The sequence below is a fragment of the Stenotrophomonas sp. 1278 genome (assembly GCF_029892765.1).
GTDB classification, from domain to species: domain Bacteria; phylum Pseudomonadota; class Gammaproteobacteria; order Xanthomonadales; family Xanthomonadaceae; genus Stenotrophomonas; species Stenotrophomonas indicatrix.
The window spans coordinates 233,916-256,866 of the sequence record NZ_JARXWD010000003.1 but is presented as its reverse complement, the minus strand read 5'-3'; the positions used below and the strand labels follow the sequence as shown (position 1 = coordinate 256,866).

General features: G+C 66.8%; 25 protein-coding genes. 18 read left to right on the top strand and 7 right to left on the bottom strand.

All coding sequences use genetic code 11. The features are described 5' to 3' along the window. Nucleotides 1-17 precede the first annotated feature (17 nt). The 3 genes from uvrA to M2299_RS05165 all read left to right on the top strand — a co-directional run bounded on the left by uvrA (nucleotide 18) and on the right by M2299_RS05165 (nucleotide 4,223). Nucleotides 18-3,014 (top strand): excinuclease ABC subunit UvrA, encoded by a 2,997-nt coding sequence (gene uvrA / locus M2299_RS05175; protein WP_032975969.1) that lies wholly within the window; start codon nucleotides 18-20, stop codon nucleotides 3,012-3,014. Beyond that, complete coding sequence (locus M2299_RS05170; protein WP_059063469.1) at nucleotides 3,014-3,421, top strand: thioesterase family protein; 408 nt, start codon at nucleotides 3,014-3,016, stop codon at nucleotides 3,419-3,421. Before uvrA ends, M2299_RS05170 begins: the two co-directional genes overlap by 1 nt. 76 nt (nucleotides 3,422-3,497) lie before the next feature. Continuing rightward, a complete protein-coding gene (locus tag M2299_RS05165) occupies nucleotides 3,498-4,223 on the top strand; it encodes an enolase (protein ID WP_099783239.1) in 726 nt (241 codons plus the stop codon). 53 nt (nucleotides 4,224-4,276) lie between these two features. Here the strand turns inward: M2299_RS05165 and M2299_RS05160 are convergent, their stop codons facing one another. Continuing rightward, the gene (locus tag M2299_RS05160; RefSeq protein ID WP_025873857.1) at nucleotides 4,277-4,726 is read right to left on the bottom strand and encodes a copper chaperone PCu(A)C; all 450 of its coding nucleotides are present in this window, start codon (nucleotides 4,724-4,726) and stop codon (nucleotides 4,277-4,279) included. 35 nt (nucleotides 4,727-4,761) lie between these two features. On the opposite strand from M2299_RS05160, the gene M2299_RS05155 reads away from it, so the two are divergent. The 4 genes from M2299_RS05155 (at nucleotide 4,762) to M2299_RS05140 (ending at nucleotide 8,470) form a co-directional block, all read left to right on the top strand. Next, complete coding sequence (locus M2299_RS05155) at nucleotides 4,762-5,538, top strand: enoyl-CoA hydratase/isomerase family protein (protein ID WP_093817639.1); 777 nt, start codon at nucleotides 4,762-4,764, stop codon at nucleotides 5,536-5,538. A gap of 153 nt (nucleotides 5,539-5,691) precedes the next feature. Then, the gene (tesB, locus tag M2299_RS05150) at nucleotides 5,692-6,591 is read left to right on the top strand and encodes an acyl-CoA thioesterase II (RefSeq protein WP_280883995.1); all 900 of its coding nucleotides are present in this window, start codon (nucleotides 5,692-5,694) and stop codon (nucleotides 6,589-6,591) included. Nucleotides 6,592-6,594: 3 nt separating this feature from the next. Next, a complete protein-coding gene (locus M2299_RS05145; protein ID WP_032975965.1) occupies nucleotides 6,595-7,104 on the top strand; it encodes a pathogenicity-like protein in 510 nt (169 codons plus the stop codon). Nucleotides 7,105-7,258: 154 nt separating this feature from the next. Then, a complete protein-coding gene (locus tag M2299_RS05140; protein WP_280884008.1) occupies nucleotides 7,259-8,470 on the top strand; it encodes an RNA polymerase sigma factor in 1,212 nt (403 codons plus the stop codon). Nucleotides 8,471-8,521: 51 nt separating this feature from the next. Here the strand turns inward: M2299_RS05140 and M2299_RS05135 are convergent, their stop codons facing one another. Then, nucleotides 8,522-9,085 (bottom strand): EF-hand domain-containing protein, encoded by a 564-nt coding sequence (locus tag M2299_RS05135; RefSeq protein ID WP_280883994.1) that lies wholly within the window; start codon nucleotides 9,083-9,085, stop codon nucleotides 8,522-8,524. 156 nt (nucleotides 9,086-9,241) lie between these two features. Between M2299_RS05135 and M2299_RS05130 the strand changes: the two genes are divergently transcribed. Beyond that, nucleotides 9,242-9,997: an arginyltransferase gene (locus M2299_RS05130; protein WP_032975961.1), complete on the top strand. Its 756-nt coding sequence runs from the start codon at nucleotides 9,242-9,244 to the stop codon at nucleotides 9,995-9,997. 38 nt (nucleotides 9,998-10,035) lie between these two features. Further along, nucleotides 10,036-11,241: an endonuclease/exonuclease/phosphatase family protein gene (locus M2299_RS05125; RefSeq protein WP_263929754.1), complete on the top strand. Its 1,206-nt coding sequence runs from the start codon at nucleotides 10,036-10,038 to the stop codon at nucleotides 11,239-11,241. Nucleotides 11,242-11,330: 89 nt separating this feature from the next. Here M2299_RS05125 and purT read toward each other — a convergent pair whose 3' ends face one another. Beyond that, nucleotides 11,331-12,518: a formate-dependent phosphoribosylglycinamide formyltransferase gene (gene purT / locus M2299_RS05120; RefSeq protein ID WP_033830620.1), complete on the bottom strand. Its 1,188-nt coding sequence runs from the start codon at nucleotides 12,516-12,518 to the stop codon at nucleotides 11,331-11,333. A 145-nt stretch (nucleotides 12,519-12,663) separates the two neighbouring features. On the opposite strand from purT, the gene M2299_RS05115 reads away from it, so the two are divergent. Genes M2299_RS05115 through M2299_RS05090 form a run of 6 tightly spaced genes read left to right on the top strand, consistent with a single transcriptional unit; the run spans nucleotide 12,664 to nucleotide 16,647 of the window. Then, nucleotides 12,664-13,545 carry an SPFH domain-containing protein gene (locus M2299_RS05115; RefSeq protein ID WP_099842114.1) on the top strand — a complete coding sequence of 294 codons (882 nt, stop codon included), beginning with the start codon at nucleotides 12,664-12,666 and terminating at the stop codon, nucleotides 13,543-13,545. 45 nt (nucleotides 13,546-13,590) lie between these two features. Next, a complete protein-coding gene (locus M2299_RS05110; protein WP_005412615.1) occupies nucleotides 13,591-13,770 on the top strand; it encodes a hypothetical protein in 180 nt (59 codons plus the stop codon). After that, a complete protein-coding gene (locus tag M2299_RS05105) occupies nucleotides 13,767-13,946 on the top strand; it encodes a DUF4177 domain-containing protein (RefSeq protein ID WP_025873867.1) in 180 nt (59 codons plus the stop codon). Before M2299_RS05110 ends, M2299_RS05105 begins: the two co-directional genes overlap by 4 nt. A 2-nt stretch (nucleotides 13,947-13,948) precedes the next feature. Next, nucleotides 13,949-15,238 carry an alpha/beta fold hydrolase gene (locus tag M2299_RS05100; protein WP_280883993.1) on the top strand — a complete coding sequence of 430 codons (1,290 nt, stop codon included), beginning with the start codon at nucleotides 13,949-13,951 and terminating at the stop codon, nucleotides 15,236-15,238. After that, a complete protein-coding gene (locus M2299_RS05095; protein WP_025873869.1) occupies nucleotides 15,235-15,828 on the top strand; it encodes a PH domain-containing protein in 594 nt (197 codons plus the stop codon). The genes M2299_RS05100 and M2299_RS05095 overlap by 4 nt, the downstream gene beginning before the upstream one ends. Nucleotides 15,829-15,837: 9 nt before the next feature. Next, nucleotides 15,838-16,647, top strand: coding sequence for a D-alanyl-D-alanine carboxypeptidase family protein (locus tag M2299_RS05090; protein ID WP_280883992.1), 810 nt, complete (start codon nucleotides 15,838-15,840; stop codon nucleotides 16,645-16,647). A 262-nt stretch (nucleotides 16,648-16,909) separates the two neighbouring features. Here M2299_RS05090 and M2299_RS05085 read toward each other — a convergent pair whose 3' ends face one another. The 4 genes from M2299_RS05085 to M2299_RS05070 all read right to left on the bottom strand — a co-directional run bounded on the left by M2299_RS05085 (nucleotide 16,910) and on the right by M2299_RS05070 (nucleotide 20,551). Beyond that, the gene (locus M2299_RS05085; RefSeq protein ID WP_025873872.1) at nucleotides 16,910-17,281 is read right to left on the bottom strand and encodes a DUF423 domain-containing protein; all 372 of its coding nucleotides are present in this window, start codon (nucleotides 17,279-17,281) and stop codon (nucleotides 16,910-16,912) included. A 104-nt stretch (nucleotides 17,282-17,385) separates the two neighbouring features. Beyond that, on the bottom strand, nucleotides 17,386-18,459 hold the full coding sequence (locus M2299_RS05080) for an SRPBCC family protein (protein WP_049467700.1): 1,074 nt from the start codon (nucleotides 18,457-18,459) through the stop codon (nucleotides 17,386-17,388). Nucleotides 18,460-18,704: 245 nt separating this feature from the next. Continuing rightward, nucleotides 18,705-19,346 carry a response regulator transcription factor gene (locus M2299_RS05075; protein ID WP_025873873.1) on the bottom strand — a complete coding sequence of 214 codons (642 nt, stop codon included), beginning with the start codon at nucleotides 19,344-19,346 and terminating at the stop codon, nucleotides 18,705-18,707. Continuing rightward, nucleotides 19,346-20,551 carry a sensor histidine kinase gene (locus tag M2299_RS05070; RefSeq protein WP_025873874.1) on the bottom strand — a complete coding sequence of 402 codons (1,206 nt, stop codon included), beginning with the start codon at nucleotides 20,549-20,551 and terminating at the stop codon, nucleotides 19,346-19,348. The genes M2299_RS05075 and M2299_RS05070 overlap by 1 nt, the downstream gene beginning before the upstream one ends. 150 nt (nucleotides 20,552-20,701) lie before the next feature. Between M2299_RS05070 and M2299_RS05065 the strand changes: the two genes are divergently transcribed. Genes M2299_RS05065 through minD form a run of 3 tightly spaced genes read left to right on the top strand, consistent with a single transcriptional unit; the run spans nucleotide 20,702 to nucleotide 22,950 of the window. Continuing rightward, nucleotides 20,702-21,298, top strand: coding sequence for a GNAT family N-acetyltransferase (locus tag M2299_RS05065; protein ID WP_025873875.1), 597 nt, complete (start codon nucleotides 20,702-20,704; stop codon nucleotides 21,296-21,298). After that, nucleotides 21,244-22,104 carry a septum site-determining protein MinC gene (minC, locus tag M2299_RS05060; protein ID WP_059063452.1) on the top strand — a complete coding sequence of 287 codons (861 nt, stop codon included), beginning with the start codon at nucleotides 21,244-21,246 and terminating at the stop codon, nucleotides 22,102-22,104. The genes M2299_RS05065 and minC overlap by 55 nt, the downstream gene beginning before the upstream one ends. Nucleotides 22,105-22,140: 36 nt before the next feature. Then, nucleotides 22,141-22,950, top strand: a complete 810-nt coding sequence (minD, locus tag M2299_RS05055; RefSeq protein ID WP_025873877.1) for a septum site-determining protein MinD — start codon at nucleotides 22,141-22,143, stop codon at nucleotides 22,948-22,950. The last annotated feature ends 1 nt before the right edge of the window (nucleotide 22,951 follow it).

The window sequence follows — 22,951 nt, the reverse complement described above, 5'->3', positions numbered from 1 at the left end:
CCACAACCGGATTCCCCATGGCGATGGATTTCATCCGCATCCGCGGCGCGCGGACGCACAACCTCAAGAACATCGACCTCGACCTGCCCCGCGACAAACTGATCGTGATCACCGGCCTGTCCGGCTCGGGCAAGTCGTCGCTGGCGTTCGACACCATCTATGCCGAGGGTCAGCGGCGTTACGTCGAGTCCCTGTCGGCGTACGCGCGGCAGTTCCTGAGCGTGATGGAAAAGCCGGACCTGGACCACATCGAAGGCCTGTCGCCGGCGATCTCGATCGAGCAGAAGTCGACCTCGCACAACCCGCGCTCGACGGTCGGCACCATCACCGAGATCTACGACTACCTGCGCCTGCTGTATGCACGCGTCGGCACGCCGCGTTGCCCCGACCACGGCTATCCGCTGGAGGCGCAGACGGTCAGCCAGATGGTCGACCATATGCTGACGCTGGACCCGGAACAGCGCTACATGCTGCTGGCGCCGGTGATCCGCGACCGCAAGGGCGAGCACGCGCAGGTGTTCGACCAGCTGCGCGCGCAGGGCTTCGTGCGTGTACGCGTGGATGGCGAACTGTACGAAATCGATGCGGTGCCGCCGCTCGCGCTGCGCCAGAAGCACACCATCGAAGCGGTGATCGATCGCTTCCGCCCGCGCGAAGACATCAAGCAGCGCCTGGCCGAGAGCTTCGAAACCGCCCTGAAGCTGGGTGATGGCATGGCGTCGGTGCAGTCACTGGACGATGCCGCTGCGACCCCTACCCTGTTCTCGTCCAAGTATTCCTGCCCGGTCTGCGACTACTCGCTGCCGGAACTGGAGCCGCGCCTGTTCTCGTTCAACGCACCGATGGGCGCCTGCCCCGGCTGCGACGGGCTGGGCATGGCCGAGTTCTTCGATCCCTCGCGCGTGGTGGTGCATCCGGAGCTGTCGCTGGCGGCCGGTGCCGTGCGTGGCTGGGATCGCCGCAATGCCTATTACTTCCAGCTGATCGCCTCGCTGGCCAAGCACTACAAGTTCGACACCGACGCGGCGTGGAACTCGCTGCCGGCAAAGGTGCAGCAGGCCGTGCTGTACGGCAGTGGCGAGGACGCGATCACTTTCACCTACTTCACCGAGGCCGGTGGCCGCACCCAGCGCAAGCACCGCTTCGAAGGCATCATTCCCAACCTCGAACGCCGCTACAAGGAAACCGAATCGGCGGCGGTGCAGGAAGAGCTGGGCAAGTACATCAGCGAACATGCCTGCCCCGAGTGCAACGGCGCGCGCCTGAACAAGGCCGCACGCAACGTGTTCGTGGCCGACCGCCCGCTGCCGGAACTGGTGGTGCTGCCGATCGACGAAGCGCTGAAGTTCTTCAGTGAACTCAGCCTGCCGGGCTGGCGTGGCGAGATCGCTGCGAAGATCGTCAAGGAGATCGGCGAACGCCTCGGCTTCCTGGTCGACGTCGGCCTGGATTACCTGACCCTGGAGCGCAAGGCCGACACCCTGTCCGGTGGCGAGGCACAGCGCATCCGTCTGGCCAGCCAGATCGGTGCTGGTCTGGTGGGCGTGATGTACGTGCTCGATGAGCCGTCCATCGGCCTGCACCAGCGCGACAACGAGCGCCTGCTGGGCACCCTCACCCGCCTGCGCGACCTTGGCAACACGGTGATCGTGGTCGAGCATGACGAAGACGCGATCCGACTGGCCGACTACGTGCTGGACATCGGACCCGGCGCGGGCGTGCATGGCGGCGAGATCGTCGGCCAGGGCAGCCTGCAGGACCTCCTGGATGCACCGCGTTCGCTGACCGGCCAGTACCTGTCGGGCAAGCGCGCGATCAAGATCCCGGCGCGCCGGCACAAGCCGAACCCGAAGATGACGCTGCATCTGCGTGGCGCCACCGGCAACAACCTGAAGGGCGTGGACCTGGCCATTCCGGCAGGGCTGCTGACCTGCGTGACCGGCGTGTCCGGCTCGGGCAAGTCAACCCTGATCAACGACACCCTGTTCTCGCTGGCTGCCAACGAGATCAACGGCGCCTCGCACCCGATCGCGCCGTACAAGGAGATCGATGGCCTGGACCTGTTCGACAAGGTGGTGGACATCGACCAGTCGCCGATCGGCCGTACCCCGCGCTCGAACCCGGCCACCTACACCGGCCTGTTCACCCCGCTGCGCGAGCTGTTCGCACAGGTGCCCGAATCGCGTGCGCGCGGCTATTCGCCGGGACGCTTCAGTTTCAACGTGCGTGGCGGCCGCTGCGAGGCCTGCCAGGGCGATGGCCTGATCAAGGTCGAGATGCACTTCCTGCCCGACGTGTACGTGCCCTGCGACGTCTGCCATGGCAAGCGCTACAACCGCGAAACGCTGGAGATCCTGTACAAGGGCTTCAACATCAACGACGTGCTGGAAATGACCGTCGAAGATGCACTGAAGCTGTTCGAACCGGTCCCGTCCATCGCCCGCAAGCTGGAGACCCTGGTTGATGTCGGCCTGAGCTACATCAAGCTGGGGCAGAGCGCGACCACGCTGTCCGGTGGTGAAGCGCAGCGCGTGAAGCTGTCCAAGGAACTGTCGCGCCGCGATACCGGCCGCACCCTGTACATCCTCGACGAGCCGACCACCGGCCTGCACTTCCACGACATCGAGGCGCTGCTCGGCGTGCTGCACAAGCTGCGCGACGAGGGCAACACGGTGGTGGTGATCGAGCACAACCTGGACGTCATCAAGACCGCGGACTGGATCGTCGACCTGGGTCCGGAAGGCGGTCATCGCGGCGGCACCATCCTGGTGACCGGTACGCCGGAAGACGTGGCCGCATGCCCGGATTCGTATACCGGGCAGTTCCTCGCCCGGATGCTGCCGTCCACTACTGCGCGACCGGACCAGCCCGCCGCCGTGGCCAACAAGCCCGATGCGCGCCCGCCGCGCAAGGTGAAGCCCGAGAAGCCGGCGAAGAAGGCAGCCGCCGCCAAGAGCACCGGCAAGGCCAGCAAGACCGCCACGGCCGGCACCAAGAAGAAGAAGGACGCCTGATGAGCAGCGAACACAAGATCCTGGCCCGCATTCCGATCAGCGTGCGCTGGCGTGACATGGACAGCATGGGCCACGTCAACAACGCCAAGTACATCTCCTACCTGGAAGAGGCGCGCGTGCGCTGGATGCTGGGCGTGGAAGGCGTGTCGATGACCGACCGCATCGCGCCGGTGGTGGCTGCCACCAACGTCAACTACCGGTTGCCGATCGTGTGGCCCAACGACATCCTGGTCGAGCTGTTCGTCGAACGCCTGGGCAACAGCAGCGTGACCATCGGTCATCGCATCGTCGACCAGCAGGACGAGTCGAAGCTGTATTCGGACGGCAACGTGGTGGTGGTCTGGATGGACACGCAGACCGGCAAGAGCGCGCCGCTGCCGGACGCCATCCGCAACGCGTCCACCTGAAGGTGGTGCCGGCCGCTGGCCGGCACTCTCCCCGCCGGGCATGGCCCGGCGCGACCGTTCCCATCAAAGGACTGACATGATCCACCAGACCGAACTGCGCGACCTGCTGCCCGGCATGGTCCCCTTCCCCGCCGACGTATTCCCCGATGACCAGGCCTGGCTTGGCCAGCATCTGCTGCCGCTGCTGAAGATCGACCTCGGCGTGCTGCGCCCGGAACTGGCCGGCAGCGTGGCCACGATGCTGTGCCCGATCGAGCCCTACGACGGCTGCATCGGTGAAACCACCGAAGAACACCACAACGCGTTCACCGGCACCAACTGGATCGCTTTTGAATTGACCGCCGACAACCGTATGCGTTTCCTCGGTGAGGAGGGCTACTTCATCGGCGACCAGGTGCAGGACAAAGACGCGCTGGAGCACATCGCTGAGATGCGTGAGAGCTACAGCAAGGCACGTGCGTACTTCCAGCAGCATGGACGCCTGGCCAGCTATTCGCGCTATGGCGACGGCGAGCCCGGCGAGCAGGCGTACCTCGATGTGCTGGGCGGGCAGATCTCGACCGGCAACTGGATCGAAACCGCGGAGATTCCGGCCGCCTTCGCACTGGCGTTCACCGAGGCTGCCGACGACCGGCATGCGCCGGACGATGCCGAGCGCGCGATCATCACCCGCGATGGCCACAAGTTCTTCGCCGTGGCCGAAGTGGCCGGCTACAACTGGTGTGCAACCGGTGCTGATGCGATCGTGATGCTGTACGAGCCGGAAAGCCGCACGGTGCTGTTCTCGTACGACTGGTCGTAAGCCCCACCGCGCTGCGCGCTCGCCGGGCATGGCCCGGCGGAACGAGCGCCGCGTTACGGCGCGGCCTTGCGCACTATCAGGGCCGTGCTGACTTCGGTGCCACCCTCCAGTTGCACCTGCAGCCACACGGGCTGCCCCTCCTCCAATACGCGCCTGCCGTCCATCAACATCAGGTGCAGGCCACCGGGCTTGAGCACGGCGCGTTCGCCCGGCGCCAATGGCAGGCGCTCGACGGCACGCATGCGGCTGACCCCGTCGACGATCCGGGTCTCGTGCAACGACACATCACCGAAACTCGCACTGCGCGCACCGATGATGGTCACCGCGGTGGAGCAGCCGTTACGGATCACGCCATAGCCGGCAGTCATGGGCGTCGCCGTCGGGCTGGGCGGCAGACGTACCCAGCCCTGCGAGACGGTGACGCACTCCGGCACCGCGGCCGCCGCCGATGCTGCGCCCGCACACATCATCAACAGTACGCCAACGAATGGTTTGGTTATCATCGCCCAGGTTCCTTCTTCGCAACGAGACCCGCAGCATGACGACGCTCATCGAGGTGATCAACCATGGCCCCATCCGCGAACTGCGGCTGGCGCGGCCGCCGGTCAATGCACTGGACACCGAGCTGTGCCGGCAGTTGATCCATGCCATCGAACTGGCGATGGCCGAGGACGCGCACGGCATCGTGCTGTCCGGCAGCGAGCGCATCTTCACCGGCGGCATGGACGTGCCGCACCTGCTCTCGCATGGCGATGACAAGCACAAGCTGCTGGACACCTGGAACGCGTTCTTCGGCGCGGTACGCACGCTGGCCGAGAGCCGCATCCCGGTGGTTGCGGCGATCACCGGCCATGCACCGGCGGGCGGCTGCGTGCTGGCCCTGTGCTGCGACTACCGGGTGATGGCACGCAGTGCCGATCCGGCGCGCCCGTATGCCATCGGCCTGAACGAAGTGCAGGTCGGCCTGATCGCACCGGAAGGCATCCAGCGCCTGCTGCGCCGTGCCGTGGGGGCGCACCGTTCCAGCGTGCTGCTGGCCACCGGCGCGCTGGTACCGGCCGAACAGGCGCTGCAGATCGGCCTGGTCGATGAACTGGTGGATGGCGAACTGGTGGCGGCCCGTGCGGTGGCCTGGCTGCAGGACCTGCTGAAGCAGCCGCGGCAGCCGATGCTGCTGACCCGTGCCATCGCCCGCGCCGAGCTGCACGACGCCCTGCATCCGGACCTGATCCAGCTCGACCGCTTCGTCGAGGCCTGGTTCGCCCCGGATGCGCAGAACGCACTGCAGGCACTGGTGGCGCGTCTCGGCAAGTAATCGGTAGTGCCGGCCGCTGGCCGGCAGCCTGGCGATCCTTCCGGGACGCCTGCGGATGCCGGCCAGCGGCCGGCACTACCGAAGATGGGGCATCCGGCCTACACCGGTATAATCGACCCCTCTTTCATCGCTGTGGCCGCCCCCTTGAACGACATGCCCGAACCCGTCGTCTCCGAGCTGATCGATCTGCTCACCCTGGAGCGGCTGGAGGACAACCTGTTCCGCGGCCAGAGCCGCGACATCGGTACCAAGTACGTGTTCGGCGGGCAGGTGCTGGGCCAGGCCCTGGCGGCCGCGCAGGCCACGGTCGACAATGGTCGCCATGTGCACTCGCTGCACGCCTATTTCCTCCGCGCCGGCAACATCGACCATTCGATCGTCTACGACGTCGACCGTACCCGCGACGGTGGCAGCTTCTCGGTGCGCCGGGTGACCGCCATCCAGCATGGCAAGGTGATCTTCTTCTGCGCGGCCTCGTTCCAGCAGGCCGAATCCGGTGCCGAGCACCAGCACAAGATGCCCGAAGTGCCGCAACCGGAAGACATCGAACCGAACCGGCCGTTGCCGGCGGAGGTGCTTGAGCGCTTGCCGATCAAGGTGCAGCGCTGGCTCTCGCGCGGCGGTCCGTTCGAGTTCCGCCATGTGTATCCCCGCGATGAACTGAACCCGCCCAAGCGCCCGCCCTACCACCAGGTCTGGCTGCGCCTGAGCGAGCGCGTGGGCGATGCTCCCGAGCTGCACCAGGCACTGCTGGCCTACGCGTCGGACTTCCACCTGCTGGGCACGGCGACCTTCCCGCACGGCATCAGCTACTACCATCCGCACGTGCAGATGGCCTCGCTGGACCACGCGATCTGGTTCCACCGCCCGTTCCGCGCCGACGATTGGCTGCTGTACTCGCTGGACAGCCCCAGTGCGCAGGATTCGCGCGGCCTGGCCCGCGGCCAGTTCTTCACCCGTGATGGCGTGCTGGTTGCCAGCACCGCCCAGGAAGGCTTGATCCGCGTGGTTCCGGACCAGGCAGCAGCGGCCGCCGTGCCGGCCAAGGATTGACCGATGCGTCAGATTTTCAGCAGCCAGCGCGTGGAAACCGTGGAAGGCGTGGCCGAGCTCCTGCGCAGCCACGACATCCAGGTGAAGGTCACCAACGGACGCTCGTACAAGACCCGTCGCCGGGGTCAGTTCAGCTATACCGACCTGGGCAATGCAGGCGCCTACCCTGCGGTGTGGGTCGTGCGCGCCGACGACCAGCCGCGTGCGCGCGAAATCCTGCGCGACGCCCGCCTGCTCGACACCACCCGTCGTGACCACCCGACCGCCGAATTCGCCTTCCGCGATGATGTGCAGGAAAGTGCCGGTGGTCGTGGCTGGGCCTGGCGCATCCGCATTGCCCTGCTGGTGGTGATCGCCGGCGTGGCGCTGGTGATCGGCCTGCGCCATCGCGGAGCCCCTGCCCCAACCGCGCCGGTGCCCGCCCCGCAGGCACAGCCGCAGCAAGCACAGCCGACCGCACCGGCACCGCCGGAAGAAGAGGAAGTGCGGGTCCGCATCCAGCCGTCCACGTAACGCGCAGGTAACGCCGGGCCATGCCCGGCGAGCGCAGCGGCCTGACAGAAACGCCGCCGGGCATGGCCCGGCGCTACCGGGACGCGAACCGGTCACATCGGGCGCGCGGCTCCGTCATGGGACACAATCCCTGCAGGAGCCCGCCGCCATGACGATCTTCGCCGCAAGCATCGACGAAACCCTGGAACGCGAACTGCCGGCCGCCAGCGGCGGTTGCCAGCATGCCTATGGCCGCATCGTGCTGGCCTGCCAGAACACGGTCACCGCCATCGCCCTGGCCATCACCGGCGACCGCCAGGCCAGCGAGGACATCGCCCAGGAAGCGTTCGTGAAGGGCTGGCAGCAGCTGCATCAGCTGCGCAGCGCGAGCAGCTTCCTGCCCTGGCTGCGGCAGATCACCCGCAACCTCGCCCGCGACTGGCTGCGCGCACAACGTGGCCGACCGCTGAGCGGCGAGGCTGCCGAAGTGGCGCTGACCATGGCTGCGGATCCGACCCCGGGCGTGGCCGACCGCCTGCAGCGGCTGGAAGAGGAAATCGCTGCCGAAGACATCATCTCTGCCCTGCCCGCCGACAGCCGCGAAGTCCTGCTGTTGTATTACCGCGAGGGCCAGCATTCGCAGCAGGTCGCCGACCTGCTCGGGCTGAGCGACGCGGCGGTACGCAAGCGCCTGTCACGTGCCCGTGCGCAGGTGCGCGAGGGCCTGCTGCAGCGCTTCGGCGAATTCGCACGCAGCAGCGCACCGAGTGCAGCGTTCGCAACGGCGGTGGTGTCGATGGTGATGATCGCCGCGCCCGGCACCGCCAGCGCGGCGATCCTGCTGGGAACCGGCGTCGGCGTGGGTGGCAGCAAGCTCGGCCTCGGTGGCGCCAGCGCTGCCGGCGGCACCGCGCTCGGCTCGTTGACCGCCACGCTGGGCCAGCTGCAGATGCTGCCTGCGTCAAGCTGGGCCGCGATCATCGGTGGCGTCGTCGGTGGCGCGCTCGGCAGCTATCTCGGTGGGCGTTTCCTGCTGTCCTACGCACAGACCGGTGCCGAGCAGGTCCAGGTCCGCCGCTTCGTCAACCTCAGCACCGGCACCAGCCTGGGCTGGTGCCTGGCCATCCTGTTCACCGTGCTGCTGCAGGCGCCGATGTGGGCGCAGCTGCTGGTGCTGGCACTGGGCCTGGTGGTGGTCAACTACCAGTGCCTGGTGACGCTGCGGCGAATCATGGCGCCGCTGCTCGCGCGTGATGCAGCCCGGCGTGGGCGTAACGGGATCAACTGGAAGTACGAATCCATGTACGGCCTGACCGGCATGATGGCGGTGAACCTGATCGTCATCGGTGCCCTGGCCTACACGATGACGCTCAGCGGCCGCCTGTAACGGACAACGCCGGCAGTGCGCCGGCGTTGTCGTCGATCACTGCATTGAAAATCAGCGCTGCGGCTTCGGCGCGGCGGCGTCACGGGGGCCGCCGTGGCGCGGGCCACCGTGCATCGGGCCCTTGGCGGCGTCGAACTCGGTCTTGCTCAGCTGGCCATCCTTGTTGGTATCGGCCGCGGCGAACCAAGCGTCACGATGCTGCTTCATGCGCAGCTCGCGGTCGGCCTTGTCCAGGTAGCCATCCTTGTTGAGGTCGAGCTGGTCGAAACGCTCGGCCAGGCGCGGATCGGCCTTGGCTTCCTCACGGCTGATGCGGCCATCCTTGTTCGCGTCCAGCTTGGCCCAGCGCTCGCCACCGCGACCACCGTGGCGGCCATGCTTCCAGCGCGGCAGCTCATCACGCGAGAGCTTGCCGTCCTTGTTCTTGTCCAGCTCGTCGAACTTTGCGGCCAGGCGCGGGTTGGCCGCCGCTTCGCTGCGGTCGATGACGCCGTCGCCATTGGTATCCAGCTTGGCCGAACGCTGCGCCGGTGCAGCCGGGGTGTCGGCAGCCAAGGCAATACCGGTCGCGGAGGTGCCGAGCAGCAGGGCCAGCAGCAGGGGGGTACGGATCATGGGGTCACTCCTGGGAATGGGATTGGCATCGGGGTGAACACCTCACCCTCGGAGGACAACAACGCCTGACCACGCCCCCGGTTGACGCAGCCGCCCATTCCATTCATCCGGCGGACAGTCGCCGCCATTGCGACAGGCTGGAGCTATGCTGTGCCCATGGCGAGACACGGCGACAGAGACGACGAACTGCGACTGTTCCAGACCGGCGAGCACCCCTGCGGGTACTGGCCGGACCGGGTTGCACGCGACCTGGTGCTGGACCCGCAGGACCGTCGCCTCGGCGGGCTGTACCCGCTGGCCCTGAGCTGGGGCTTCCGACGCAGCGGTGATCTGGTCTATCGCCCGCATTGTGCGAACTGCCACGCCTGCGTCGCCGTGCGCATTCCGGTGGCCCGCTTCGCCCCGGATCGCAGCCAGCGCCGCTGCGCCGCCCGCAATGCCGATCTGGAAGTGCGCATCACCGCGGCCATGCCACGCGAGGATCTGTTCGAGCTGTACCACCGCTACCTGGTGCATCGTCATGCCAAGGGCGGCATGGACGACCACGGCCCGCACGAGTTCGAACAGTTCCTGATCGGCAGCTGGTCGCACACGCGCTTCATGGAAATGCGCCTGCCCGGCCACGACGGGCAGCCCAGCCAGCTGCTGGGCGTGGCGGTAACCGATGTGACCGAGCACGGGCTGTCGGCGGTCTATACCTTCTTCGACCCCGCCCATGCCGCGCGCGGGCTGGGCACGTTCGCGATCCTGCAGCAGCTGGAGTGGGCCCGCCGCGAGGGCCTGCCACATCTGTACCTGGGCTACTGGATACGCGAGCACCAGAAGATGGACTACAAGCGGCGCTATCGCCCGCTGGAGGCCTACGATGGCCGCCGCTGGCATGATTTCGATGACGAACTGGACGGACGCTGACAAACCACTGACACCGGGCCAGGTGCACAATATGGCCCATGAACGCCAAACCCCTGATTCTCGGCCTGGCCCTGCTCTGTGGCGCCGCCGCTCCCGCCTTCGCCACGTCCCCCGCGATGACCGAAAAACCGTCTGCAGCGCTGCGCCTGGCCACCTACAACACCTCGCTGTATTCGGACGAAGCCGGCGGCCTGATCGCCGAGCTGGAAGGCGACAGCGAACATGCGCGCAAGATCGCCGCGGTACTGCAGCAGGCGCGCCCTGACCTGGTGCTGCTGAACGAGTTCGACTTCGATGACGCCCATCGTGCCGCCGACCTGTTCCAGAAGCGCTACCTGGAAGTGGCCCAGCCCGGTGGCGGCAAGCCGCTGCACTTCGCCTACCGCTACCTGGCGCCGGTGAACACCGGCGTGCCCAGTGGCCTGGACCTGGACAACAACGGCGTGGTCGGCGGCGAAGGCCGTGGCCGCGGCAACGACGCCTGGGGCTACGGCCTGCACCCGGGCCAGTACGGCATGCTGGTGCTGTCGCGCTACCCGATCGACGAAGCCAAGGTGCGCAGTTTCCAGCTGCTGAAGTGGAGTGCGATGCCCGGCGCGATCCGCCCGGTCGATCCGCGCACCGGCAAGAGCTTCTACAACGACACCGTCTGGTCGCAGCTGCGGCTGTCGTCGAAGTCGCATTGGGATGTACCGGTGAAGACCCCGGCCGGCGTGGTCCACGCACTGGTCTCGCACCCGACCCCGCCGGTGTTCGATGGCCCGGAAAAGCGCAACGCCGCGCGCAACCATGACGAACTGCGCCTGTGGCAGGAATACCTGTCCCAGGGTGACAAGCCGTGGCTGTGCGACGACAAGGGCCAGTGCGGCGGCCTGGCCCAGGATGCGCGTTTTGTCATTCTTGGCGACCTCAACAATGATCCGGTCGATGGCGATGGCCGCCACGAGGCGATCGTCGAACTGATCGAGAACGCCCGCGTGCTGCGTTACCCCACCCCGCGCAGCATCGGCGCCGAGCAGACCAGCCTGGCCTATGCGGCCAAGGGCATCACCCGCAAGGGTGCACCGTTCCATGCCACCGGCGATTTCGGCCCGAAGTCCGGCACCATGCGCCTGGACTACGTGCTGCCCTCGACCGGTTTCGAGTACCTCGGCAGCGGCGTGTTCTGGCCGGCCAATGAGAGTGCCGAAGCGAAGATCGCCGATGGCAGCGACCACCACCTGGTATGGGTGGATGTGAAATAAACCGGTAGCGCCGGGCCATGCCCGGCGGCTTTTCCGGCCGCGTCGCGCGCCCTATGGGAAGCCGCCGGGCATGACCCGGCGCTACCGTTTTACGAGCGCAGCTCGACGCCGATCGCTTCGGCGGCGTCACGCGCGATGGCGCGTGCTTCGTCGATGGATTCCGCGCGCGCCAAGGTCACGCCCACGCGGCGGTGGCCATGCACGCTCGGCTTGCCGAACAGGCGCACGGCGGTGTCCGGCACCTGCAGTGCGGCGGCGACGTTGTTGAAGTACGGCACGCCTTCGCCATGCGCCAGCAGCGCGCACGAGGCCGATGGGCCACTCTGGCGGATCACCGGGATCGGCAGGCCGAGGATGGCCCGCGCATGCAGCGCGAACTCGCTCAGCTCCTGCGACACCAGCGTCACCAGGCCGGTATCGTGCGGACGCGGTGATACTTCGCTGAACCACACCTCGTCGCCCTTCACGAACAGTTCGACGCCGAACAGCCCCCAGCCACCGAGGTCATCGGTGATCGCGCGCGAGATCTCCTCGGCACGCGCCAGCGCCTTGTCCGACATCGGTTGCGGCTGCCAGCTTTCGCGATAGTCGCCCTCCTTCTGCAGGTGGCCGATCGGCGCGCAGAACGACGTGCCGGCGGCGTGGCGTACGGTCAGCAGGGTGATCTCGTAATCGAAGTCGATGAAACCCTCGACGATGCAGCGGCCGGCGCCGGCACGGCCACCGGTCTGCGCGTATTCCCATGCGGGGGCGATGTCCGCCTCGCTGCGCAGCGTGCTCTGGCCCTTGCCCGAGGACGACATCACCGGCTTGACCACGCACGGCAGGCCGATCGCCGCCACGGCGGCGCGGTACTCGGCCTCGGTATCGACAAAGCGGTACGGCGAGGTCGGCAGGCCGAGCGTCTCGGCGGCCAGGCGGCGGATGCCCTCACGGTCCATGGTCAGGCGCGCAGCACGCGCGGTCGGGATCACCCGCAGGCCCTGCTCCTGCTCGAGCTGCACCAGGGTCTCGGTATGGATCGCCTCGATCTCGGGCACCACCAGGTGCGGCTGCTCCTGGGCGATCAACTGGCGCAGGGCCATCGCGTCCAGCATGTCGATCACGTGCGAACGATGTGCCACCTGCATGGCCGGGGCATCGGCGTAACGGTCGGCAGCGATCACTTCCACGCCCAGACGCTGCAGTTCGATGGCCACTTCCTTGCCAAGTTCGCCCGAGCCCAGCAGCAGCACTCGGGTGGCGGAGGGGGACAACGGGGTTCCAAGCTTGGCCATGGCGGGGTTCCAGCAGCGATGTGAAGGCGGGTGGGCATTCTAGCCGGTCCGGCCGCAGTGCCCGGGCACGCCCAGCCGACGAACGGTAGCCCGAATGTGATATCACTTTGATATCTTCAATTCGAACCCTCAAGGACGTACCGCCATGAAAGAGAAGTCGCTGTCCTCCCTCAACGGCCTGGGCGCGCTCGCCGGGTCCCTGGGCGTAGCCCTCGCCGGCGGCGCCCTGTTCGTGGCCGGGGTCGCGGCGAAGGCCAGCACCGGCTCGCCCAACGTGCTGCTGATCCTGGCCGGCCTGCTGATCGCTGCGCTGGCGCTGGTCGCGCTGGCCGGTCTGTACACCGTGCAGCCCAACCAGGCGGCGGTGGTCAGCCTGTTCGGCAAGTACGTCGGCACCGTCAAGGACAACGGCCTGCGCTGGAACAATCCCTTCTTCAGCAAGCGCCGCGTGAGCCAGCGCGTGCGCAATTTCGAGAGCGGCAAGCTGAAGGTCAACGAGCTGGACGGCAGCCCGATCGAGATCGCTGCGGTGATCGTCTGGCAGGTGGTCGATGCCTCCGAAGCGGTCTACAACGTGGACGACTACGAGAGCTTCGTGCACATCCAGTCCGAATCGGCGCTGCGCGCGATGGCCACCAGCTACCCCTATGACCAGCACGAGGACGGCCAGCTGGCGCTGCGCAGCCATGCCAGCGAGATCTCCCAGCACCTGAAGAACGAACTGGCCGAGCGTTTGGCCGATGCCGGCGTGCAGGTGATCGATGCGCGCATCAGCCACCTCGCCTACGCCGCTGAAATCGCCCAGGCGATGCTGCAGCGGCAGCAGGCCAACGCGGTCATCGCCGCACGCACGCGCATCGTCGCCGGAGCGGTCGGCATGGTCGAGATGGCGCTGGCCGAGCTGCAGAAAAACGGCGTGGTACAGCTGGACGAGGAGCGCAAGGCGCACATGGTCAGCAATCTGTTGACCGTGCTGTGCTCGGACCGCGGCACGCAGCCGGTCGTCAACACCGGCTCGCTGTACTGAGCCACCCTCGCAACGGGGCGCCCCACCGCCCCGCCAGGAGTCTGCATGAGCGAGAAAAAAGCCTATCCGCTGCGCATCAACGCCGAGGTCCTGGCGGCCGCACAGCGCTGGGCGGACGATGAACTGCGCAGCCTCAACGCACAGATCGAATACGTGCTGCGCGACGCCCTGCGCAAGGCAGGCCGCCTGCCGAAACCCAAGCCATCGCCGGAGGACAAGGAATGAGCAAGCGCTGGAGCTACCTGACCGTCGAGGTCAAGACATCCATGATGGGCCTGCAGAAGGCCGATGACATCCAGGCCGAACTCAGCCGCCAGGGCCAGCTGGGCTGGGAACTGGTCAACATCATCGTCCCGGCGCCAATGCGCCCGGCCCTGCTGGTCTTCAAGAAGGAGCTGTAACCATGAGCGCACGCCGCTCGTTGCTTGCTGTTTCCCTTGCCCTGTTGTCCGCCAGTGCATCCGCTGGCGAACCGCAGCAGGTCGCAGCACGCCTGCTCGATCACCTGCAGGCAGGGCGCACCGCCGATGCCGAAGCCATGCTGACCCCGCAGATGGCCGCAGCCGTGCCTGCCGACAAGCTGCAGGGCCTGTGGCAGTCGCTGGGTGAACTGAAGCAGCGCGGCCAGGCACACAGCAGTGAGCAGCAGGGCCTGCACCTGGTGGAAGTACCGTTGCAGTTCGCCAGTGGCGCGGTGATCGCGCAGGTGGCGGTGAACGGGCAGGACCAAGTGGCTGGCCTGCTGCTGCGCCCGGCCCCGGCCGCCAAGGCAGCGCCACCGCCGGCCGACGCGAACTACAGCGAGGCCGATTTCAGCGTGCCACAGGCACGCGCTGCGCTGCCCGGCACCTTGTCCCTGCCCAAGGGCAAAGGACCGTTCCCGGCCGTAGTGCTGGTGCACGGCTCCGGCCCACAGGATCGCGACGAAACCATCGGTGGCAACCGTCCGTTCCTGGACATCGCCCGCGGCTTGGCCGCCCAGGGCATCGCCGTGCTGCGCTACGACAAGCGCACCCATGCCCGCCCCCAGGACTTCCAGAGCGGCAGCTTCAACGTTGATGACGAGACCACCGACGACGCCGTCGCAGCGTTGAGCGCGTTGGCGGCGGACCCACGCATCGACGGCAAGCGGATCTTCGTGCTCGGCCACAGCCAGGGCGGCATGCTCGCCCCGCGCATCGCCAGCCGCTGGCCACAGGCGCGCGGCGCGATCCTGTGGGCCGCGCCGGCGCGCACATTGCTTGAACTGCTGCCGGAGCAGAACCGCTACCTGCTGTCGCTGGACGGCTCGATCAGCGCCCCGGAACAAGCGTTCCTGGACAAGCTCGACGCGCAGATCGCCGCGGCCCGCAGCGAAACTCTTGTTCCAGCCAGCGAACTGCCACTGGGCGTGCCGCAGACGTTCTGGAAAAGCATCGAAGCGGTGAACGCACGCGGCGACGCGGTTGCGCTGAAAAAACCACTGCTGATGCTGCACGGGGGCCGCGACTTCCAGGTACCGGAAACGGATTGGGCACTGTGGAAAAAAGCCCTGGCCGATCGCCGGGACGTGCAATGGAAGGCCTACCCTGCCCTCAATCACATCGGCATCGCCGGCAGCGGCCCCAGTTCATTGAAGGAATACGCGCAGCCGGGCCACGTGGATGGGCAGCTGATCGATGACGTTGCGCGTTGGGTGGAGGCGCAGCGATGAGCGGCAGTGATGCACGCCCGTTCGAGGTTGCCGAGAGTTCTTCGCTGCGGGTGCTGTGGGTGCTGCTGCCACTGCTGGCGGTACTGGGCGTGGGCATGTGGGCACAGCTGCACGACAATCGCAGCGAGGCTCCCTGGATGGAGGTCACCCTGTCGCCGCCGTTCTTCCTGATGGGCGGCAGCGCGGCATGGAGCCTGGCGGTGATCGTGCTGATGGGCATCGGCCTGGGCTGGGCGTTCTTCCGCCGGCGGGTGGAGCTGGCAGGCAACGTGCTGGACGTGCGTTCAACCTTGTACCGTCGCCGCACGCCGGTGGCCGACCTGCTGCTGGACCAGGCCGAGGTGGTCGACCTGAGCCGTGATCGCCGCTATGGCATCCGTTTCAAGACCAACGGCTACAGCATGCCCGGCTTCTATTCCGGGCACTTCCGCCTGCAGGGCGGCGGCAAGGGCTTTGCCCTGGTCACCGACCGCGCACGCACGCTGGTGATTCCGGTGCGCGGCGGCAGCACCCTGCTGCTCAGCCTGGAGCGCCCGCAGGCCCTGCTCGAGGCGCTGCGCAAGGTGGCCGCCACGGCGCCACGGCAGTAAGCTGGATCGATGCACCGTAGCACTCCGCTGTTGATCAATACCGAGATCGTCGAACTATGGCCTGCGCCGCTGCTGCGCGCGCGCAGCAATCTCGACGCCCGCCTGCTGGCCCGCGCGCAATGGGTACTGCGGCGCAAGCGCGATGGCCGCTACCTGGCGGCAGTACTGGCGCACGGTGTGCACTCGCTGGTGCCGCGCCTGCCACGCGAGCCCGGCGTGGAGGACGCGCTGGCCCTGCTGGATGGCGCACGGTCACGACCGTTCGGCGCTGCACTGGAAGACCAGTGGCTGCCGCTGGTTGGCCTGCAACAGCGCCTGCAGCAGCTGGGCCTGGATGCACAGCGCTATGCGCACGACAGCGGGCTGGCACTGGAAGCCGAGCCGTGCGTGCTGCACTGGGCCGGACGTGATCGCTTTGCCCGCCCGTTGTGGCTGCGCCGCGGTGCCGCGCAGGGCTGGCGACGGATGCGCCTGCATGCCGCCCGGGATGGAATTGCACTGGACGCGATCTCCGGCTTCCGCAGCCATGCGTATCAGCTCGGCATTTTCGAACGCAAGCTGGCGCGCGGGCAGAGCGTGCCGCAGATCCTGAAGGTCAATGCCGCCCCTGGTTTCAGCGAACACCACAGTGGTCACGCGCTGGACATCGGCACACCGGGGGATGCGCCGGCAGAGGAGACCTTCGAGGCGACGGCTGCGTTTGCGTGGCTGCAGGCCAATGCCGCGGCGCACGGGTTCCATCTGAGCTATCCGCGCGACAACCCGCATGGGATCGTCTACGAACCGTGGCACTGGTGCTGGAAACCGGCCAACGGCTGAGCCCCTCGTGGCAGCTGCTCGACTGCGGTCCTCGGGCTGGCCAGGAGGGTGGGCGGCGCAGGGGCCGCTGCAAGTACGTCCATGTAAGCTCGGGCGCGCCATCCATGGCGCTTACGCCCCTGCGCCGCCCATCCTCCCGGCCACGGACAGTTTCCGGGTGCGTCCGCCACGGAATTGAACAAACAAAAAAGCAAAGGCAGACGCGGGTCGGTGCGCTCGACGCCGGGCGTGGCCCGGCGCTACCAGTGCTTGGGCGTTGCGGCTAGCGCCGCAGCGCGTTGATCGCCAGCAGTACCCACCCGGCCATCAGCGTGGTGCCACCTACCGGCGCCAGCCGGGTCGGCCACTGCCACAGCGCACCGCCCACCAGGCTGCCGGAGAACAGCAGCACGCCCAGCAGCAACACATACAACGCCAGATGCGCGATCGCGCCCTGCGCGCGGGGGCCGAGGGCGGCCAGTACCGCTCCATGGGCAAAGGCGTACAACGCCGCCATGTTCAGGTGCTGCTGCGCCAGCGGATCGGACACGCCATGCGCGGCATAGGCCGAGAGACCGATCGAGGCGGCTGCCAGCAGCGCCCCCAGGCAGGCCAGCAACGACGGTTTACGCGCGCGTCGTTCGGAATTGAACATGACAGCTCCTTGCGCAATGCCCGACACCGGGCTCGGGATGAAAAAAAACGCGCCGCAGGAAGCGGCGCGTTTTCGTGTCCAGCACTACACGGGTCAGCCGAGGCTTACTTGACGGCCCAGTAGATGTCGTACGTCGCTTCCGGGGTGAACGACTTGTCCACGCCGTCCTTCCAGGTTTCGTACGGACGGTCGATGACTTCGTTGCCCGAGGTCACGGCCCAGGCGCGCAGGGCGCTGCGGGCAACGTCCAGGCCTGCCATGTGACCGGTGTAGGCCGCATGCGCCGAACGGTGCGGAGCAACGCGGACGTACTTGACCGGAGCGCCACCGTCGATCTTGACGGTCAGCTGTTCGGCCGGCACGCCTTCGGCACCCTTCTTCTTCACCGGCTGGGCGATGTCGAAGGCGTACTTCTCAGCACCGAAATCGGTGGTGATGATACGCAGCGGACCGGCGGCTTCCAGGCCATTGGCCTCGATCACGCGCTTGATCCACTCCTGGTTGTCCTTGATGGACTTGGTGATGGAATCCTGGCCACGGTCGACATTACCGGCGGTGACGACCAGCAGGTCTTCGGCCGGGACATCGACGATGCCCAGATCGGTCAGCGGGGCTTCGGAGGTGCGGTAGTCGACATTCGGCACGGTGGCCAGCATGTTCGCCAGGCGCGACAGACCCATCTTGATGTCATCGCCGATCTGGCGGCTGACATACAGGCCTGCGTAGCGGCCGAACAGGTCGAAGCCATACTTCACCGAGTAGTCCTGGGTGATCTTGACGTTGCGACCGCCCTTGCCGGTCGGCTCCAGGGTGAAGGTGGTGACCTTGTCGTGACCCTTGGAGGCATCGTCGACGGCGATCACAACACGCTTGTTCTCTTCGGCTTCGGTCACCTTCCAGGAACCGGTGCCCAGGTCCTTGGAGGTGTAGTCGAGAGTGGCACCGACGCCGGAGGCCGGGCCGGACAGCTTCAGTTCAACGGCGGGATCGCGCAGTACCAGCGGGTTCCAGTCCTTGAAGCGGCGCAGACTGCTGACCGTGTCGTACACGATCGTCATCTTGCGGTTGGTCTCGATGCTTTCGGTGATGTGACGCTCGCCCGGCAGACAGACGCCAATGATGACGAACAGGCCAGCCACGATCCCCAAGGCGATCAGGAACTCGATAATACGGGTCATTCAGAGAGTCTCCGGGGCCGATCCCACGGCCGGGTTGATTGAAGCGAAGCGCCAATCCTAGCAGGCTTCGCGGGCATTGGTTATCGGGATTGGCGCACCGGTTTCCGTGCCGGCTGCGCATTTGTATGCACAAAGAATTCGAAGGGTAACGCATCCGCGTACCCGGCATGTAGGGGGCAAGTGGGGGGCAACCCTGAATCCGGGCCCAGACTGCGTGCCAAGTCTTTGTCGCTAAAGGATTTTCCTCACACCAACTGGAGTTCAAACGCTTTCAGGACTGCACGCGTACGGTCACGTACGCCCAGTTTGGAAAGGATGTTGGACACATGGTTCTTGATCGTGCCCTCGGCGACCCCCAGCGAATTGGCGATCTCCTTGTTGGAGAAACCGCTGGCCATCAGCCGCAGGATCTCGGTCTCACGGTCGGTCAGCGGGTCGGGCCGGTCCAGGCTGACGAAGTCGTTGCGCATGTGCTCCAGCCCGGACAGCAGCCGCTGGGTCACCGCCGGCTGCACCAGTGAACCGCCATCGGCCACCGTGCGGATCGCCCCGACCAGCTGCGCCAGGGTCACGTCCTTGAGCAGGTAGCCCTTGGCCCCGGCCTTGAGCCCGGCCAGCACCAGCTGGTCATCGTCGAAGGTGGTCAGGATGATGGTCGGCGGCAGCTGTTCCTGCCGTGACAGCACCTGCAGCGCCTCCAGCCCGGACATCACCGGCATGCGCATGTCCATCAGGACCACGTCCGGGCGGATCTGCGGGATCAGCTCGACCGCCTGGCGGCCATCGGCGGCCTCGGCCACCACTTCGATGCCGTCGTCGAGCGCCAGCAGCGAGCGGATCCCCTGCCGCACCAGGGTTTGGTCGTCGACCAGGCAGACGCGAATCATCAACGCACTCCTTCAGGAACCTGGGTAAGGGCCGCCAGCACCGTTGCCGGTACCGTCGCCCGCAGCCGGAAGCCTTCGCCGGGGCGGGTTTCCACCTGCAGCTGGCCTCCACATTGTTGCAGGCGTTCGCGCATGCCGCGCAAACCATTGCCCACATTGACCGTTTCCGCCCCGACACCGTCGTCGCGGGCTTCCACCACGACCTGGTCCGGGACCTCACGGTACACCCGCAGCCACAGGTGGCGGGCGCCGGCATGGCGCACCGTGTTGGTGATGATCTCCTGGGTGCAGCGCAGCAGCACGTGGGCCCGCTGCGGGTCTTCCACGTTCAGCGGCTCCTCGATCTCCAGCTGGATGTCCAGCGACGGCACGTGCTCGGTCAGCGGACGCAGCGCAGCGGCCAGGTCGATGGCGCCGGTCTCGCGCAGCTGGCTGACCACCTCGCGCACGTTGCCCAGCAGCAGCTTGGCCAGGGCATGTGAGCGCTTCACGTGCTCCAGCGCCTGGCCCTCGGCGAGGTGGCCGGCCACTTCCAGATTCAGGGTCAACGCGGTCAGCTGGTGGCCCAGCAGGTCATGCAGTTCGCGCGAAATGCGGGTGCGCTCGTTCACCCGCGCGCTTTCGGCCAGCAGCGCACGCGTGGCGCGCAGCTCGGCGTTCAGGCGGCGCTGCTCCTCGCGCGCCTCGGCCTGGCGGCGCGCAACCAGCGCGATCACGAACACGAAGCTGGAAAAACCCATGTAGCCGACGGCCTGCAGCACGGCGATGACCGGCGGGAAGCCCAGCGGCTGGATGTAGACCGGTAGCACGGCCAGGTTGCTGGCCACCAGCCACACCACCCCGATGCGCGGGCCCAGCAGCCAGGGCAGCAGGCCGGCCACCACCATCAGCAGGATGCTGCCCAGTGCGGTGCCGGAGAAATAGCTCACGCCGATCGCGCAGGCCGTCAGCAGGATCAGCGCGGCATGGTCGAAGAAGCCGGGCCGGCTTTCGCCCAGCGAGCGCGTCAGCACCCAGTACACGAAGCCGAAGGCCAGGTAGGCCGAGGCCCAGGGAATGATCCGGAAGCCGGCCTCGCCGTCCAGGCTTTCCAGTGTCAGCGACACCGGATCGATCAGGTAGATCGCAAGCCAAAGGCCGACGGTGCCCCAGGTGAACAACCCGGAGTAGCGCAGCATCGCATTGTGGTTGAGTCGGGCCAGCATGGCCCATCGTAGCCTGTGCGCGTCAGGGCCCAAGGGCATAAAGTCATGTTCGGTGCGGTCCCCTGTTCATGCCGCAGCCCACCCCGGGCATGCAATAATCATGCGCAGGGTCCGTACATGGGACCAACCGCGTTACCCCACGGAGTCACAATGTCGATTGTCATCCGCGACGTGCGCGAGCACGAGCTCGATTCCGTCCTGGCTTTGAACAACAATGCTGGCCTGGCCATCCTTCCCCTGGATGCCGAGCGTCTGCGCCTGTTCTATGCAACCGCTGAGTATTTCCGCGTCGCCGAGCGCGACGGCAACCTGGCCGGCTTCCTGATCGGCTTCGGCAGCGACAGCCAGCACGACAGCAGCAATTTCGCCTGGTTCAAGCAACACCTGGACACCCCCTTCTTCTATATCGACCGCATCGTGGTCGCCAGCCGCCGTCGCGGTGGTGGCGTCGGCCGTGCGTTCTATGCCGACGCCCAGAGCTTCGCCGAGCTGCGCTACCCGCAGATGACCTGTGAAGTGTTCCTGGACCATGGCGCCGATGCCGCCCTGCTGTTCCACGGCAGCTTCGGCTTCCGCGAGCTGGGCCAGAACACCATGCCGCAGGTGGACGTGCGCGCCAGCATGCTGGCCAAGGAACTGTGCAGCTTCCCGTGGGTGAATGAAACCTATGGCGGCAAGCTGCCTGATGTTGCATGGGCGCGCGACCGGCAGCTGCCGGCGCAGGCACAGCGGTCGACGGGGACCTGAGCGTGGCAGTGAATTTCGATTACGAACAGGCCGGTGAACTGAAGATCGGCCAGGTGGGCATCGCCAACCTGCGCATCCGCACCCTCGATGTTGAACGACTCGTGCAGGAAATGCAGGAACGGGTAAGCCGTGCACCGAAGCTGTTCGGCCGTGCAGCGGTGATCCTGGACTTCGGCGGCCTCAGCCAGGTGCCCGACGTGGCAACGGCACAGGCCTTGGTCGATGGCCTGCGCGGTGCTGGCGTACTGCCGGTGGCATTGGCCTATGGCACCAGTGCGGTCGACCTGCTCTCGCAGCAGCTCGGCCTGCCGCTGCTGGCCAAGTTCCGCGCCCAGTACGAGCGCGCCGAGGCAGAACCTGCCCCGCCGCCGGCACCCGCACCGGAACCGCGCCGTGCCGCACGCGCCGAAGCGAAGGCCGCGCCGGCTCCGGCTCCGGCCACGCCGATGGGCAAGGCTGCCGATGCCGCCGCGCCACAGCCGGGCCGCATGCAGCTGGGCAACGTGCGTTCGGGGCAGCAGCTGTATGCGGAAAACTGCGACCTGACCGTGATGGCCACCGTCGGCGCCGGCGCCGAGGTCATCGCCGATGGCAGCATCCATATCTACGGAACCCTGCGCGGCCGTGCGCTGGCGGGGGCCCAAGGCAACACCGCGGCACGTATTTTCTGCCGTGATTTCCATGCGGAACTGGTCGCCATTGCAGGCCACTACAAGGTACTGGACGATGTACCGGAAACCCTGCGCGGCAAGGCCGTGCAGGTGTGGCTGGAACAGGACCAGATCAAGATCGCTGCGCTGGACTGATGCAGCACCTCAAACAGAATCATCAGGAGAAGTCCTTTGGCTGAAATCATCGTAGTCACCTCCGGCAAGGGCGGCGTCGGCAAGACCACTTCCAGCGCAAGCCTGGCCTGCGGCCTGGCAAGGCGTGGCAAGAAGGTGGCGGTGATCGACTTCGACGTCGGCCTGCGCAACCTCGACCTGATCATGGGCTGCGAACGCCGCGTGGTGTACGACTTCGTGAATGTCGTGCACGGCGAAGCCACCCTCAAGCAGGCCCTGATCAAGGACAAGCGCTTCGACAACCTGTTCGTGCTGGCTGCCTCGCAGACGCGCGACAAGGATGCACTGACCCAGGAAGGCGTGGGCAAGGTCCTGAAGGACCTGGCCGCCGACGGCTTCGACTACATCATCTGCGACTCCCCGGCCGGCATCGAGAAGGGCGCCTTCCTGGCGATGTACTTCGCCGACCGCGCCGTGGTGGTGGTGAACCCGGAAGTGTCCTCGGTACGCGACTCGGACCGCATCATCGGCTTGCTCGATTCGAAGACCCACAAGGCCGAATCCGGCCAGGACGTGCCGGCCTTCCTGCTGCTGACCCGCTACACCCCGGTGCGCGTGGAAAGCGGCGAGATGCTCAGCATCGCCGACGTCGAGGAGGTCCTTGGCCTGAAGGCGATCGGCGTGATCCCCGAATCGGGCGACGTGCTCAATGCCTCCAACAAGGGCGAGCCGGTCATCCTGGATGGCGAATCCGCTGCCGGCCAGGCCTATGACGACGCCGTCGCACGCATCCTCGGCGAAGAACGCCCGATGCGCTTCACCAACGTCGAGAAGAAGGGCTTCTTCAGCAAGCTGTTCGGAGGGTAAG